Annotated in this window: 19 protein-coding genes; 13 read left to right on the top strand and 6 right to left on the bottom strand. The window is 45.4% G+C overall.

All coding sequences use genetic code 11. The annotated features are described in order from the left end of the window. From BGP75_RS03295 to BGP75_RS03260, 10 genes are all read left to right on the top strand, one after another. On the top strand, positions 1-309 hold the full coding sequence (locus tag BGP75_RS03295) for a hypothetical protein (protein ID WP_076715107.1): 309 nt from the start codon (positions 1-3) through the stop codon (positions 307-309). Then, positions 306-446, top strand: a complete 141-nt coding sequence (locus BGP75_RS26980; protein ID WP_158070055.1) for a hypothetical protein — start codon at positions 306-308, stop codon at positions 444-446. The genes BGP75_RS03295 and BGP75_RS26980 overlap by 4 nt, the downstream gene beginning before the upstream one ends. A 235-nt stretch (positions 447-681) precedes the next feature. Continuing rightward, the gene (locus tag BGP75_RS03290) at positions 682-975 is read left to right on the top strand and encodes a hypothetical protein (RefSeq protein WP_076715105.1); all 294 of its coding nucleotides are present in this window, start codon (positions 682-684) and stop codon (positions 973-975) included. Between the two features lie 119 nt (positions 976-1,094). Further along, positions 1,095-1,436, top strand: a complete 342-nt coding sequence (locus BGP75_RS03285) for a hypothetical protein (RefSeq protein ID WP_076715103.1) — start codon at positions 1,095-1,097, stop codon at positions 1,434-1,436. A 58-nt stretch (positions 1,437-1,494) separates the two neighbouring features. After that, on the top strand, positions 1,495-1,662 hold the full coding sequence (locus BGP75_RS27710) for an HNH/endonuclease VII fold putative polymorphic toxin (protein WP_369832101.1): 168 nt from the start codon (positions 1,495-1,497) through the stop codon (positions 1,660-1,662). A gap of 8 nt (positions 1,663-1,670) precedes the next feature. After that, positions 1,671-2,288, top strand: a complete 618-nt coding sequence (locus tag BGP75_RS03280) for a hypothetical protein (RefSeq protein WP_076715101.1) — start codon at positions 1,671-1,673, stop codon at positions 2,286-2,288. Between the two features lie 22 nt (positions 2,289-2,310). After that, on the top strand, positions 2,311-2,568 hold the full coding sequence (locus tag BGP75_RS03275; protein WP_076715099.1) for a hypothetical protein: 258 nt from the start codon (positions 2,311-2,313) through the stop codon (positions 2,566-2,568). A 90-nt stretch (positions 2,569-2,658) separates the two neighbouring features. After that, positions 2,659-3,156 carry a hypothetical protein gene (locus BGP75_RS27155; protein WP_076715097.1) on the top strand — a complete coding sequence of 166 codons (498 nt, stop codon included), beginning with the start codon at positions 2,659-2,661 and terminating at the stop codon, positions 3,154-3,156. Between the two features lie 234 nt (positions 3,157-3,390). Continuing rightward, complete coding sequence (locus BGP75_RS03265; RefSeq protein WP_076715096.1) at positions 3,391-4,455, top strand: LamG domain-containing protein; 1,065 nt, start codon at positions 3,391-3,393, stop codon at positions 4,453-4,455. Positions 4,456-4,543: 88 nt separating this feature from the next. Beyond that, a complete protein-coding gene (locus tag BGP75_RS03260) occupies positions 4,544-4,912 on the top strand; it encodes a hypothetical protein (protein WP_076715095.1) in 369 nt (122 codons plus the stop codon). Positions 4,913-5,071: 159 nt separating this feature from the next. On the opposite strand, the gene BGP75_RS03255 is transcribed toward BGP75_RS03260, so the two are convergent. The 4 genes from BGP75_RS03255 to hslO form a co-directional block, all read right to left on the bottom strand. Beyond that, the gene (locus BGP75_RS03255) at positions 5,072-6,298 is read right to left on the bottom strand and encodes a glycosyltransferase (RefSeq protein WP_076715093.1); all 1,227 of its coding nucleotides are present in this window, start codon (positions 6,296-6,298) and stop codon (positions 5,072-5,074) included. Between the two features lie 143 nt (positions 6,299-6,441). Then, complete coding sequence (gene rho, locus BGP75_RS03250) at positions 6,442-7,701, bottom strand: transcription termination factor Rho (RefSeq protein ID WP_076715091.1); 1,260 nt, start codon at positions 7,699-7,701, stop codon at positions 6,442-6,444. Positions 7,702-8,135: 434 nt separating this feature from the next. Beyond that, on the bottom strand, positions 8,136-8,462 hold the full coding sequence (gene trxA / locus BGP75_RS03245; RefSeq protein ID WP_076715088.1) for a thioredoxin TrxA: 327 nt from the start codon (positions 8,460-8,462) through the stop codon (positions 8,136-8,138). 191 nt (positions 8,463-8,653) lie between these two features. Continuing rightward, entirely contained in the window at positions 8,654-9,535 is an 882-nt protein-coding gene (hslO, locus tag BGP75_RS03240; protein ID WP_076715086.1) for an Hsp33 family molecular chaperone HslO, read from the bottom strand. Positions 9,536-9,703: 168 nt separating this feature from the next. On the opposite strand from hslO, the gene BGP75_RS03235 reads away from it, so the two are divergent. Beyond that, positions 9,704-10,492 carry a phosphatase PAP2 family protein gene (locus tag BGP75_RS03235; protein WP_076715084.1) on the top strand — a complete coding sequence of 263 codons (789 nt, stop codon included), beginning with the start codon at positions 9,704-9,706 and terminating at the stop codon, positions 10,490-10,492. An 89-nt stretch (positions 10,493-10,581) separates the two neighbouring features. On the opposite strand, the gene BGP75_RS03230 is transcribed toward BGP75_RS03235, so the two are convergent. Further along, complete coding sequence (locus BGP75_RS03230; protein WP_233152830.1) at positions 10,582-10,953, bottom strand: RNA-binding S4 domain-containing protein; 372 nt, start codon at positions 10,951-10,953, stop codon at positions 10,582-10,584. A gap of 93 nt (positions 10,954-11,046) precedes the next feature. Next, the gene (yrfG, locus tag BGP75_RS03225) at positions 11,047-11,724 is read right to left on the bottom strand and encodes a GMP/IMP nucleotidase (protein WP_076715080.1); all 678 of its coding nucleotides are present in this window, start codon (positions 11,722-11,724) and stop codon (positions 11,047-11,049) included. Between the two features lie 107 nt (positions 11,725-11,831). Between yrfG and nudE the strand changes: the two genes are divergently transcribed. Together nudE and cysQ are read left to right on the top strand one after the other, a co-directional pair. After that, the gene (gene nudE, locus BGP75_RS03220; protein WP_076715078.1) at positions 11,832-12,419 is read left to right on the top strand and encodes an ADP compounds hydrolase NudE; all 588 of its coding nucleotides are present in this window, start codon (positions 11,832-11,834) and stop codon (positions 12,417-12,419) included. A 118-nt stretch (positions 12,420-12,537) separates the two neighbouring features. Then, positions 12,538-13,356 carry a 3'(2'),5'-bisphosphate nucleotidase CysQ gene (gene cysQ, locus BGP75_RS03215; protein WP_076715076.1) on the top strand — a complete coding sequence of 273 codons (819 nt, stop codon included), beginning with the start codon at positions 12,538-12,540 and terminating at the stop codon, positions 13,354-13,356. Positions 13,357-13,361: the final 5 nt, after the last annotated feature.

Below are 13,361 nucleotides of genomic sequence, written 5' to 3'. Positions count from 1 at the left end.
ATGAGTGATTCTATAGACATCAAAATCGCAAATAAAAAAGTTAGTACTTTACTGAATCAATGTCGAGAGGTGCTCTGCGAAGATGCAATTGGTGAAGTGGTCCACTACATAGAACATAGTGAACCGGAAATAGCCTTTGAAGGCTTGCTTATTGAATTGATGCAAGTAGATGAATTGCCTCAAAATGTGGACAAAATTAGCTGCATCGAATTAGGTAAACACCTTAATTTAGATAGTGAGTCCGTGCTGGATGATGATTTTTGGGCAAAATTTATCACATTCATACAGAAACCAACGGGGTCAAGTTGAAGCTCCCCGGATGGAAAACCATAACTGCACCCGACGGCAGTGCCGCCAGTTGGCACATTGATGGTCGTTTTATCGGCTTTAGAGGAGCTCAGCAAATCAATGGTAGCAAATCAATGGGGTCTGACCCCATTGAATAATACGTAGCTGATCCAGCTAATCCCGAAGCATTTATCAAGCAAACAAAAGTTGGTAATCAGTATGTTGAATTTGATGTGCCGGCATCTTCGTTAAAGAAAACTAATGAAGGGTGGGCGCAGGTAGTGGGTCCAAATTCCGCTACGGGTAGGTTGGCCGCACGAAAAGGTAATCCCGTTCCGCAAATGCCAAGTGCAGAAAACATAGTCCATAAAGCAACTAAGATAAGGTAACGGTATGCTTCAGAAGGTTTTAGATTGGCTTAAGTCAGATAAAAATATATTTATGATGCTTGGGTGCGTATTTGAAATTATGCGTTCTCCAGAACACGCAGATAGTCAAAGCATTACTGTTAACTTCGATCTCAATAAGTATTTTTGCCGTCTTACCTTCTGGGATTCGGGAAGTGGTCATATCGAAGTTTTAGAGACTGATAGTGAGGCTACAATCGTGGATGAAGGCTTTGATATAGATGCTGTATTTAGCTCTGAAAAGCCCTTCGAAGAGTTGGCGAAAAAATTATCTGATTAGATGTTACAAAGGAAGTGACACCCAAGAATGTCCAGCAATTTGAATCGAAGAGAGCCGCTCTTCGAAAAGCGATGGGGTCAAGAAAGGTGAATGGGGTCAGACCCCATTGAATAAAAACTATGACTTTAGAAGAACATCAAAAACAAGTTTGCAAAAATTTCAGTGCTTCTTACCAAGCATGCGATCTTAGGCTAAAAGTAGGAATTTCTAGAAATGTAAAAGAGGGCTACCGACCTATAAATGGTTTACGAATAAAAGAAGAACATGGCACAAGCGGATGGTATATCTGGGCAGGGGAGTGGTCTGATAACGAAGATTTTTTTGTCCCTCTTCATGGTGAGCACTTGAAAAGCTGGGCAGAAATAGTAATGCCTTATTTAGGCCTACCTGAGGGCTGGAGATTTCTGATATCGGAGGATTATGAAGATGTATGGGAAGACCCTGAACTACTTTTGAAATAACGAGCAACAGAGGGTGAGCAACCAATGGGGTCAAACCAATGGGGTCAGACCCCTTTAAATATGCGAGTTTAAAGGAAAGGACGGAAGTACGACTACGATTAGAGAACACTCATTAGGCCACAAACTAGATAACCATGGCCCACGTTTTAATAGTGAAGTCCGGTCTTCTACTGGTATTAAGCAGCCATTAGGTGGAAATGGTGACTCACATACTTACTTCAATTAGGCGATAAAATGAAACCAATCTATCTCTACGATGTTGGTATTAAACCGTGGGAACAAACATCTACAGTTAATGATCGTCGTTTTGCGACGATCACTATTGTTCAGCGGTCTGTTAGCGAATTGTTTGGTTTATGGCTTATGCTTATCACCAGCGTAAGTCAGCGGCTGCCTAAAGCTTTCAAGTGGCGGACTGTTGGTCATTCTATAGAAGGGTCGAAAGTTCAGGAGTTAAAGCTTTTGAAGCAGTTAAAATCAGATCTTTCTAATAGTGATTTTATTGATAGAAATGAAGAGTCAAATATTTATTCGTATGTAAAGCGACTGTCAACGACTCTATCAGAGTTCGATTTAAATACAATTACACAGCCGAGGTATACTGTTCTTCTATTTCTTCCTGATTCAGAGCCAAGCATCGATTCTATCTGGAAATCGTTTAAGGACTCTGATGCAGGACTTGATGCCGAGGGTATTGAGAATTCCTTTTGCTCGTTTGAGGATCTAATGATATGCAGAGTGGTTGAGTCCGATACTCATGTGGGTGCTCAGTTTATCGGTGCAGTAGAACAGGTAGACAGGTTGTTAGAAAAGCTAAATGAGTTAGGGGTGAATGGGGTCAGACCCCATTGAACTAGGCTAATCCATATACAATATGAGCGATTCCATAGACATCAATATTGCAAATAAAAAAGTTAGCTCTTTACTGAATCAATGCCGAGCGGTGCTTTGCGAAGATGTAATTTGTGAAGTGGTCCATTACATAAAGCACGGTGAACCAGAAATAGCCTTTGAAGGCTTGCTTATTGAATTGATGCAAGTGGATGAATTGCCCCAAAATGTGGACAAAATTAGCTGCATCGAACTAGGTAAACACCTTAATTTAGATAGTGAGTCTGTATTGAAAGAATAAAAACAAACCCGGTGTAAACAGGGAAGACATGACGGCCAGTGGATTACCGCTGGTCTAGTTTATAAAAGTCAGGAATAGAGAGAAATCAGTATGAAGTTATTAAAAGCACCGGTGTTGCTGCTTTCAATGTTAGCCAGTAGTCAGGCATTTTCTGCTGAAACAGGCGCCATTGCCGATTTGATTATGTCTGGTCCCGAAGATCCCAATCACCCGAATATGATACAGATCGATTTTGGTGAGGATCTCATGACGACCTCCGGCTGTAATCAGCGCTACGCAGGGATTCGTAAAAACAATCACAATTCACACCTGACCAGTCTCGCTATTGCCGCGCTGATGTCCAATCAATCGGTCTACATTGAATTAAACCCAGATGATATCTATCTGGAATCTGATAGCCGTTGTGTTATTGATCGGATCTCACTCGCCAGTTATTCAACACCTGTGGGTGAACCGCCCTCGGACGATGATGACGGTCACGGACATGGTCATGGCAACGGTCATGGCAATGGAAATGGCAACGGCCACGGGAATGGTCATAACCACGGCAATGGAAACGGTCACAAACACGATGACGACGATGACTAAAGTCGACTGAAGACCTGTAGATCCTATGGGACTATTACGGCCTTATAAGATAGAGGCTTAAAAGGTTTTAACGAACAGATAAACAGAAGCAATAAACGAAAATTACGCATTGGGTGGTCTTCGTTTTCAGGGACAGATTGAAGCCATGCCTCAGCGGCGGGTTAAGTCCTTATTAAGGGCAGAATTCACAGCGGGCCCATTTATTAATTTTTAAACATTGCGAGAGAAACCAATATGAAGTTACTTAGAACACCTGCGTTACTGCTATCCTTGTTGGCCAGTAACCAGGCGTTTTCCACTGAAACAGGGACTATTTCAAACTTGATCATGTCAGGCCCTCATGACTGGAACCACCCTAATATGGTTCAGATCGATTTTGGCAGTGATGTGATGAACACCGCAGGCTGCAGCAAGCGCTACGCCGGAATTCGTCAAACCGAAGACAATTCACATCTGGTCAGCCTCGCCATTGCTGCTCAGATGTCTCAACGAGATGTCCACATCGAACTGAATCCGGATGACGTCTATTACCCGGCCGAAAACCGTTGCAGTATTTATCGACTCTCTTTAGCCGGTTATTCCGATCCTGGTGGCGAGCCACCCCCGCCACCTCCAGCCAATGATGAGGATGTGCTGGCGCCAGATAATGCCAATCTGAAACTGCATTATTCGATGGAGAATATCGTTGATTCCACCCTCATTGATGAAACTGGAAACTTTAACATCACCCTCAACGGAGCCACAGAAACCGCCGGGTATTTGGGTCAAGGCCTTCATTTTGATGGTGAGGACGATTACGGAACAGCTGATTTGGCGGCTTTAGGCACGCTGGATGCCATTACAGTCAGCTTCTGGGCGAAAATGAGATTTCCCAATCGAGGGCCTGTGGCACTGATCGCTCAACCCTTTGATGTTCACAACCAGTTTAATATTCATTTTTCTCGTCAGGGTGGAAAACTTTATTGGGACTTTGGCGATGTGGCCAGACAGGGACGCGCTGGAATTCGCTGGAATAGAGCCTGGGAAGAGACCTGGACACACTTCACCTTTACAGCGGGTACTGATGGGTTGAATATCTATGTAAATGGCAACCTGGAAGCCTCTCGTGGAAAGGCCCAGTCCGTAGATTTTAGCCAGAAGACGCTAGGCTTTATGCACCATACCCGCCCCGGGGACTCAGCCGCTAATTTCCGTCGTCACAAAGCCTTTATGAATGGCGACATTGACCAGCTGCGGATTTTTAACCGAGGCCTGACGCCGCAAGAAGTCAACACATTGTATAGCGAAACACTCAACTAACAGCTCTTTTTCTCTTATAGCTCACGGACTCTTAATGGCCCCAAACCGTCCACTCAGAGTCCGTACCAACAGACCTCAAGGAGGATACATGCTCAACAAACCGGGCCTTAAAAGAACCGCATTATCCACAGCAACTCTAGCTGCACTTGCAGCCACGCCAGTGACTCAAGCCAACAGCCTCAGTCCAGAAACCCAACAAACCGCAACAGCCCCCTATGAGACAAAGAGTGGTTGCACACTTAACTTCGACAGTGGCGAAGCCTTGTTTGCCAATCTAGACGACAGTTCAGAGTGTTATGATAGCCTGGGTTACGGTGACGGCTACGGCGATGGAGGAGACCAAAGCTGTATCATCCCTAATGATAATGACCAGACTCTCAAGCCCAGCATACAACCTCTACCGGAATGCGGTCTCGCCGGGCTGGAGCAGGCTCAAAAACTATATCGCAGATCATAATATTTGGGAGACACTAAATGGCCAGCCATCATGACTGTTGAGAACAATGTATAATGTTCTGGCTGGTCACCACCGTTCAATAAGAGGCAATATAGAAAGTTTAAAAATCAGCATCATCTGATCCCAAACAATCAATAACCAAGAGCATCAAGAATTCACTCAGCAGGGGGCATCAAGGCTAGGAGGTTTTTTTATCAGTTGCTCACACCGATCAGCTAACAATTTGATCTGTTCCTCTGAACAAAATTCACTGTATTTTTTGGCAAAGAGCAAGGACCGTTCCTTCAGAGCTGTCGAGTTTTTAAGCTCTTGCAACTGCTTTATCACCCCCTCAACACCCTTTCCACATTCACCGACTAGACCTAAACCATACTGCCTTAACCTATGGCTTAATATTAATTGCTCTTGATGAGCAGGAAATAGCAACAACGGGATTCCTGCTAGCAGCGCCATAGATACAGTGCCATGACTTGCATGACAAATGATGAAGTCAGCACTCTGACATACTTTCTCAATATCCAAATGTTTAGCGGAATAATTTATTGTTTCACTAACATGACCGCTGCTTGGTGATTGAAAGCCACGAGTAAAATGGACGATGGCTGGCCAGCCGAGATTATCCAAAGCCTTTAAAACGTATTCTGTCGAAACCCTGTCCTTTTGTAGATACACGAATACCCGCGGCCCATTACCTTCCGGCCAGACAGGAACTTCACCAGACTCCCCTCCCCCATATGCCCCCCAGTAACAATGATCCTTACGCTGCGGGTAATGATCTAATTCTGGAAATGTGCATAAAAAATGTTCATCAATATCAAATAAGCTACTGACTTGAGGGAGGGTATAACGCCCTAGGGACTCCATTGCTGAATTAATAACAGAGAGCACTGTTGCATCAGACTGCTGCAGAGTCTCAATGGAGATACGTTTGGATAGTTGTAAGCTTGGTAAAGGTGAACAACAAGGCGGGCAAAAAAACCCAATACCAATACTCGCCACAGAGCATTCATAGCCACGAGATGCCAGCAGCGCCGTTGGTGAATGGTCACAGATCAACAAGTCCGGATCAAGCTGATCGAATAGCAGTTCCCAGCTATGCAGAAGCATTACAAGCTCATCTGCTTTTCGATAGCCATGCCGGTAAAGCAGGTCAGAATAGTTGTTAACTGTCTCCAGGCCCTTATCTTTTAGAGTATAGACAGGAGCCTGAAAAATCTTATCATCGCAATTATTACTCAGATTAGGGAAATTGGAAATATCTTTTAGAATCCAGCTAACTCGGTATCCACGCCGTCGCATTTCCTTTGCAATGGGCATAAAACTGGTTATATGCCCATATCCTGCCCCCAACTCCCAGGCAAAAACAATATGTTTAGATGGCGTCATTTAGCTTCCCTGCAAGAACGGAATAAAGATAAAAAGATCAAGAGACAAAGCTCTTCAAAATCTATCTGAATTTTTTGCATAAAAAAGGTAAGCCGCAGCCTACCTTTTTGTCGAAACAGATTCAGACCTGTTATTCCTGGGATTTACTTGCGCTTCATAGACATAAAGAACTCGTCATTAGTCTTGAAGTCTTTAAGCTTATCCAACACAAACTCGACAGCGGCGGTATCTTCCATAGAATCGAGCAGCTTTCGTAAGATCCACATCCGCTGTAACTCGTCTTCAGAGGTCAGCAGATCTTCACGACGGGTGCCCGAGCGGCGAATATTGATGGCAGGGAAGACGCGACGCTCCGCCGCTTTGCGATCCAGGTGCACTTCAGAGTTACCTGTACCTTTAAATTCCTCAAAGATCACTTCATCCATCTTCGAGCCGGTATCAACCAGAGCCGTTGCCAGAATCGTCAAACTACCGCCTTCTTCGATATTACGAGCTGCACCAAAGAAACGCTTGGGACGTTCCAGTGCGTGAGCATCTACACCACCAGTCAGCACTTTGCCGGAGGAAGGGATTACGGTGTTATAGGCACGAGCAAGGCGGGTAATGGAGTCCAGCAGGATGACAACGTCTTTTTTGTGTTCGACCAGACGCTTGGCCTTCTCAATAACCATATCAGCCACCTGTACATGACGGGCTGGTGGCTCATCAAAGGTACTGGCTACCACTTCACCACGCACTGAGCGTTGCATTTCCGTTACTTCTTCCGGCCGCTCATCAATCAACAGAACGATCAAGTGGCACTCAGGATTATTGCGGGTAATGGAAGATGCAATATTCTGTAGCATTAATGTCTTACCGGCTTTAGGCGGGGACACGATCAAACCACGCTGGCCCTTGCCGATAGGAGCGATCAGATCAATAATCCGAGCCGTTAGATCTTCCTTGGAACCGTTGCCCATTTCCAGCACCAAGCGCTTCTGAGGAAATAGCGGAGTCAGGTTTTCAAACAGGATCTTGTTTTTTGCATGCTCAGGACGATCAAAGTTGATCTCACTGACTTTCAGCAGTGCAAAATAACGTTCGCCGTCCTTGGGGGGCCGAATCTTACCGGCAATGGTATCCCCTTTGCGCAGATTAAACCGACGAATCTGACTGGGAGATACATAGATATCATCAGGTCCCGCCAGGTAAGAGCCTTCGGCTGAACGAAGAAATCCAAAGCCATCCTGCAAAATTTCCAGGACACCATCTCCGTAAATGTCTTCACCGCTTTTTGCGTGCTTCTTGAGAATAGAGAAGATGACATCCTGCTTACGGGAACGGGCAAGATTATCCATGCCCATGTCTTTGGCGATTTCGAGTAGTTCTTTAACGGGTTTTAATTTTAGTTCGCTTAGATTCATAGTCTATTTGTCAAGATGCACACTGGCAGGTGAATGGATGGTCAAGAGGGGGTATTTAGAAATGGTTTACACATCAACGGAAGTGGATGCTGGTCTATTTTGTCTATTAATGTTTAGGAATGCAACCACTACCGAGTGATTCAAAGGATCTAAATTAGCTTAGATCAACTTACGGCGGATAACAACTCCCGACGGACGAGAAAAATAACTTAAAAAGTAACGGACAACAAACTGAGATAATGTAGTTAGCTTATCAATTAAAAAAGTAGATTACAGACTTATTCTAACGTGCTTGCTAACAACTGACTGGCAACACTATATGCAGAAGACGCCTTGATTACAACAGTTGCCAATCAATACAGGTAATCTACCGAATTCGCTTAGTGCCAACAGCAACATACAGCCGCTAATAGCGGCTGTATGTACATCATAGATCAGAGGCTACTATCAAGAAACGCAGTTAGTTGAGACTTGGATAGAGCACCAACTTTTGTTGCTTCTACGTTTCCGTCTTTAAACAACATCAGCGTAGGTATGCCACGAATACCGAACTTTGGCGGAGTTTCGTTATTTTCGTCGATGTTCAATTTACAAACCTTTAATTTATCACCGTAGTCCTTGGCTACTTCTTCCAGCACTGGGGCAATCATTTTACAGGGACCACACCACTCGGCCCAGTAGTCAACCAAGACAGCACCTTCCGCTTTGAGTACATCATCCTCAAAACTAGCATCCGTTACATTGACAATATTTTCGCTCATTTGGTCTTGTCTCCAAGGGGCTAGCAACTTATAGAGTCACTAATAATAGCATTGACTGAAATTTTTTGGGAAGCGCAGGACAAAGTATCGGCCTCGGCTGATCGTGGCAGGCATCCACAGACGCTAACAAAGATTCCTATTAACTAACGGTTGATGGGGCCTGTTTTATAAATAACAAGGCACCATAGTATCTAATGACAACTTTTCGATGGCTCCACAGCTCCTGAAACTCCCTGTATCTCTGCGATACTGGTGCGATCAAACCGATATTGATTGTTACAGAACTGGCAATCCATGGTGATTGATCCTTCCTTTTCTAACATTTCTTCCAACTCATCACTCTGCAAGGTTTTTAAAGCTGTCAAACTGCGCTCACGGCTACAATCACAGTCAAACCGCAACTCTTCCGCGTCAAAGACACGGACATCCTCCTGATGATATAGCCGGTGCAACAACTCGCTATTGTCCAGAGTCAGTAATTCCTGACTGGTCAATGTACTTCCCAGATGAGTTATTCGGTCCCAGTTTTCTTCCACAATCTGACTGTCTTTATCGCTGGGCAACGCCTGTAACAGCAGGCCCGCAGCCTTTTCAGTATCAGCAGCCAGAGTAATCCGAGTCGCAAGCTGCTCAGACTGCATGAAATACTCCTCAAGACATTGAGCCAACTGAGGTTTCTCCAAGGGCACAATTCCTTGGTAGCGGTTACCCCGATCAGGCTCTATGGTAATCGCCAATTGCCCATTACCCAAAAGAGTCGGCAGCCCTGCATCATCAGCGATCGGGTCTTGCCAACGAGCAATCGCTCGCAAATCCCGCCGATGATTACATTCAGCCATCAACATGGAAACAGGCCCATCTCCCCGAGCTAACAGGCTCAGTCGCCCTTCGAACTTAAGGGTAGAGCTCAACAATCCGATGGCTGCCAACATTTCACCCAATAACGAGGCCACTTTAACGGGATAGGGGTGACGACTCAAAACCTCCTGATAACAGGACTCCAAGCCAACTAGAACGCCACGCTGGTCAGTATCTTCGAATAGAAAACGTTGTATTTGATCGGAATTGCTCATACTTGGGTAAAACTCGAAATAGTCAGCTAAGTGTAAGGGGTGCCCGCCGAATCTTAAGGTCTGCTGCTTCTAGGCAGCTCTGATCGGCGGTGATATATTTGGTTAATCATTTCAATACAAGCAATTTTAACACAAGCCTCACCTCTTGAAGAGACACCCAAGGACCTTATGAATCCACAAACACACCCCTTCGGCAATTGCTGGCAGCTAAAATCTCTCGCACTGTTCCACGGACTGGCAATGGTGCTACTGGCAAGCTGGATCTTTCCTGGTAGTCACTCACTGTGGCTTTGGATGGATGAAAAGATATTTTTTCTATTGAATGGCTCTCTTTCTAGTGGGGAAAGCTGGCAATACTTCTGGGCTGCGATGAATGTCCGAATATCCGACGTTGTCCCTATGCTGATCATTCTTATTTCTCTGACCTTCCCTATACTGGGTATAAAACAGCATCAACTACACAGCGCTTTTATCGGTTTCGTTTTACTCATTATTCTGATGTGGCCCATCAGAGAGGCTCTGTATGAACTGGCTATTTTGCTTGACCTGAGTGGCAATAGTCCTTCAATCCAACTGCAACCAGCTTATTTACTCTCTGAGATATTTCCCCAGTTAGGTACCAAGGATTCATCCACCCATAGTTTTCCCGGCGATCACTCTGCCGTGCTCTGGACCTGGAGCGGTTTTTTAGTACTTATGCTTCGCTCACGACTGGCGCTAATCACCGTTTTAATCTCCGTGCTATTCATGTTACCTCGATTGGTGGCCGGGGCCCACTGGTTCACAGACAACTTTGTCGGCGGATTAGCCGTTGCTCTCGTAACTCTAAGCTGGGCATTTCACACACCGCTGCTACAGAAACTCACCACGCTACTTTGTGAGTATCTGACCCCCTTCTTCTATCGTTTAGGAAAACTCATCCCAGGTCTTAATCTACTGCCATTTTTTCGTTCCTGACCCTGTTCAGATAACCCGAAGGTCAGTTAGGTAGTAAGAGGTATCTGATGATGCAACGAAACCTCGCTTACCTACACAAAACCTAGCGACTACTCTCGGTTTCTTTCTTTAAAGCCGTGGATCAGGCGGCGATCTTTCTTACTGGGCCGCCCTTCTGTGGCGGGCTGAGCACCTCGCAAAGATCGCCTCTGTTCCGCACTCATTTCACGTTGCTTAATACTTTCCGGGGTTTCAGCATAGAGTTTAGCCGCTTCAGGGGCGCCCCTACGTTGATCAGATAAGACCAGAACTTCCACCGTTTTTTCGTCAAAGCCCTGGCGAATTTTCAAGATTGCTCCCCGCTCAACCACACGGCTGCATTTGCTGCGAGCACCATTGTAGTGAACCTTGCCTCCTTCAATAGCCTGCTTGGCAATCGCTCGGGTTTTAAAAAACCGAGCAGCCCATAACCATTTATCCAATCTAATTTTCTGATGCTGTTCTGACTGTTGATTAACCACTGTTTTTCTTACTCATTGCTGTTTTGCTTTAACTCAGGCACGGCTTTGCTGAGCCTATTTTTTGTTCTTTCCAGAAGTCCCTGCCGGCTCTATTTCATCAAAATGGCTGATACCGGGAAATTCATTAACATCTCGCTTTTGCTGCTGGCTGTCCGGTACTAAAATGGTTAGCAACTGCCCGATTCCGTAGTCTCTGGCCGAGCGCAATACTTCCAGATTGTCATCAACTAAAAGAGTCCTGGTCTTATCAAAAGGTTCATCTTCCTTTAGCAAGTCCCAAAACCGGATATCCTCCTTGGGTAAACGGTAATCGTGGGCACAGATGACTCTGTCGACCAAGCGATCCAGTCCTGTTTTTTCCATTTTTATCGCTAAACTTTTCTGGTGTGCATTGGTCACAATTACGGAACGGATCTGATGCTTACGTAACCCGGACAAGAAGTCTTCAACATGAGGACGAAACTTGACTTTATGCTGTATTTCACGCTTCAACGCAGCAATGTCGACCCCCAGTTCCGCAGACCAGAAATCAACACAATACCAATTTAGCGTCCCCTGTTCTTGTATGATACGCTTCGTCAATTGCTCTTTAGCCTGAGAGCGTTCCAGGCCATGATGTTGAGCATATCGGGTAGGCAGATGTTCAAGCCAAAAGTAGGTATCGTAGTGCAGGTCCAACAGGGTACCGTCCATATCAAGTAGCACGGTATCGATGACATCCCAATCCAACATAATCAGTACTTCTTTAAGTTCTCCAAAGAGAACGATAATTTTTAGTCTCGAAAGAGAGCCATGACTTCTTTTCTCACAAAGAGAATTATTACTAGGGAGATTTCAGTATGCCCACAAAGCCACAGGTTTTGAAGGCAAGGACTGCAGCAAAAAGCCGATTGTTTGAAGTAGAGGAACTGGACCTGCGTTTTTCCAATGGCGTCGAGCGTACTTATGAGCGTCTGGCCAGCAAAGGAAACGGGGCTGTAATGATTATCCCCGTCCTCAACAACGAAACACTATTGCTTATCAATGAATATGCCGCTGGCATACATGAGTATCAGCTCACTCTACCCAAGGGGTTGATTGACCCCGGCGAAACAGCTTTAGAAGCGGCTAACAGGGAGCTTATGGAAGAAGTTGGCTATGGGGCTCGTCGCTTAACACCGCTAAGATCTATGACCACCTCCCCTAGCTACATGGGACACAGGATTCAAGTGGTTATTGCTGAAGATCTTTATCCTCAGCGCCGCCCGGGAGATGAGCCGGAAGAACTGGAAGTTATTCCCTATCCCATCGAAAATATTTCGGAACTGGTCTTTGAAGAAAACTTCGCAGAAGCCAGAGTGATCGCGGCACTCTGTCTCTGGCAGAAAGTACGTAAAGATCCCAGGCTATCCGCACAGCTGTCTAACAAAACTGAACAGATATCTTAGGAACCTTAAACGAGCAAACCATAACTATTGATCGATATGCTCAAGCAGCCAATCATATAATCTGAATTTCTGCAGACACTTGCCAATTTACCATTCAATTATTCTGAGTGATCAAAAGATGCCGAACTCAAATCAGTTACTACCACAGATAATGGACATCACTCAGGAAGCAGGTGAAGCCATTTTGGCAATCTACAATCGCACATCTGGCTTTTCAGTCAATGAAAAAACAGACAGCACTCCTGTGACTGAAGCGGATATTGAAGCTCATAATCTAATTTGCACCAGACTCAGACAACTCACCCCGGAACTTCCCATTCTATCTGAAGAATCGGATCAGCAGAGTATTCAACAACGACACCAGTGGCAACGCTATTGGCTGGTAGATCCTCTGGACGGAACCAAAGAATTTATTAAACGAAATGGCGAGTTCACCGTTAACATCGCTCTCATCGAAAGTGGCCGATCTACACTGGGGGCCGTACATGTGCCAGCGACTGGTAACACTTATGCGGGTTGCCTGAAGCAAGGAGCATTAAAACGCGATGCGGCAGGCAGTACTCGCGCTATCCACTGTCGCTCTCTAGAACCGCTGAAAGGCCTGGATATTCTGACCAGCAGAAGCCACCTGGATCCTCGTCTCGATAACTATATCGAAAAACTACGGCAGATAGGTAATGTAACCTTAGCGACTATAGGCAGCTCACTCAAGATATGCTTGCTTGCAGAAGGAAAAGCAGACTTACATCTGCGCTTGGGCCGGACCTGCGAATGGGACACTGCAGCAGCTCAGGCAGTTTTGGAAGCCGCTGGTGGACAGCTGGTCGACTTGTCACTTGACCCCCTGCGCTACAACCAAAAGGAAGATCTTTACAATCCTGATTTTCTTGCGCTGGCCGATCCATCCTTTGGTTGGTCGAGTTATTTTTCCGATTGATTATC

This window comes from Motiliproteus sp. MSK22-1 (genome assembly GCF_001968815.1).
In the GTDB taxonomy this organism is placed as follows: domain Bacteria; phylum Pseudomonadota; class Gammaproteobacteria; order Pseudomonadales; family Balneatricaceae; genus Motiliproteus.
Note: the sequence above shows the minus strand (reverse complement) of the source record. Positions and strands in the feature narration are given on the sequence as shown.

Excerpts from the sequence above, each read along its gene's own strand:
- BGP75_RS03295 (WP_076715107.1), top strand. The coding sequence starts at position 1 with ATGAGTGATTCTATAGACATCAAAATCGCAAATAAAAAAGTTAGTACT.
- BGP75_RS03290 (WP_076715105.1), top strand. The coding sequence starts at position 682 with ATGCTTCAGAAGGTTTTAGATTGGCTTAAGTCAGATAAAAATATATTT.
- BGP75_RS03285 (WP_076715103.1), top strand. The coding sequence starts at position 1,095 with ATGACTTTAGAAGAACATCAAAAACAAGTTTGCAAAAATTTCAGTGCT.
- BGP75_RS03280 (WP_076715101.1), top strand. The coding sequence starts at position 1,671 with ATGAAACCAATCTATCTCTACGATGTTGGTATTAAACCGTGGGAACAA.
- BGP75_RS03275 (WP_076715099.1), top strand. The coding sequence starts at position 2,311 with ATGAGCGATTCCATAGACATCAATATTGCAAATAAAAAAGTTAGCTCT.
- BGP75_RS27155 (WP_076715097.1), top strand. The coding sequence starts at position 2,659 with ATGAAGTTATTAAAAGCACCGGTGTTGCTGCTTTCAATGTTAGCCAGT.
- BGP75_RS03265 (WP_076715096.1), top strand. The coding sequence starts at position 3,391 with ATGAAGTTACTTAGAACACCTGCGTTACTGCTATCCTTGTTGGCCAGT.
- BGP75_RS03260 (WP_076715095.1), top strand. The coding sequence starts at position 4,544 with ATGCTCAACAAACCGGGCCTTAAAAGAACCGCATTATCCACAGCAACT.
- BGP75_RS03255 (WP_076715093.1), bottom strand. The coding sequence starts at position 6,298 with ATGACGCCATCTAAACATATTGTTTTTGCCTGGGAGTTGGGGGCAGGA.
- rho (WP_076715091.1), bottom strand. The coding sequence starts at position 7,701 with ATGAATCTAAGCGAACTAAAATTAAAACCCGTTAAAGAACTACTCGAA.
- trxA (WP_076715088.1), bottom strand. The coding sequence starts at position 8,462 with ATGAGCGAAAATATTGTCAATGTAACGGATGCTAGTTTTGAGGATGAT.
- hslO (WP_076715086.1), bottom strand. The coding sequence starts at position 9,535 with ATGAGCAATTCCGATCAAATACAACGTTTTCTATTCGAAGATACTGAC.
- BGP75_RS03235 (WP_076715084.1), top strand. The coding sequence starts at position 9,704 with ATGAATCCACAAACACACCCCTTCGGCAATTGCTGGCAGCTAAAATCT.
- yrfG (WP_076715080.1), bottom strand. The coding sequence starts at position 11,724 with ATGTTGGATTGGGATGTCATCGATACCGTGCTACTTGATATGGACGGT.
- nudE (WP_076715078.1), top strand. The coding sequence starts at position 11,832 with ATGCCCACAAAGCCACAGGTTTTGAAGGCAAGGACTGCAGCAAAAAGC.
- cysQ (WP_076715076.1), top strand. The coding sequence starts at position 12,538 with ATGCCGAACTCAAATCAGTTACTACCACAGATAATGGACATCACTCAG.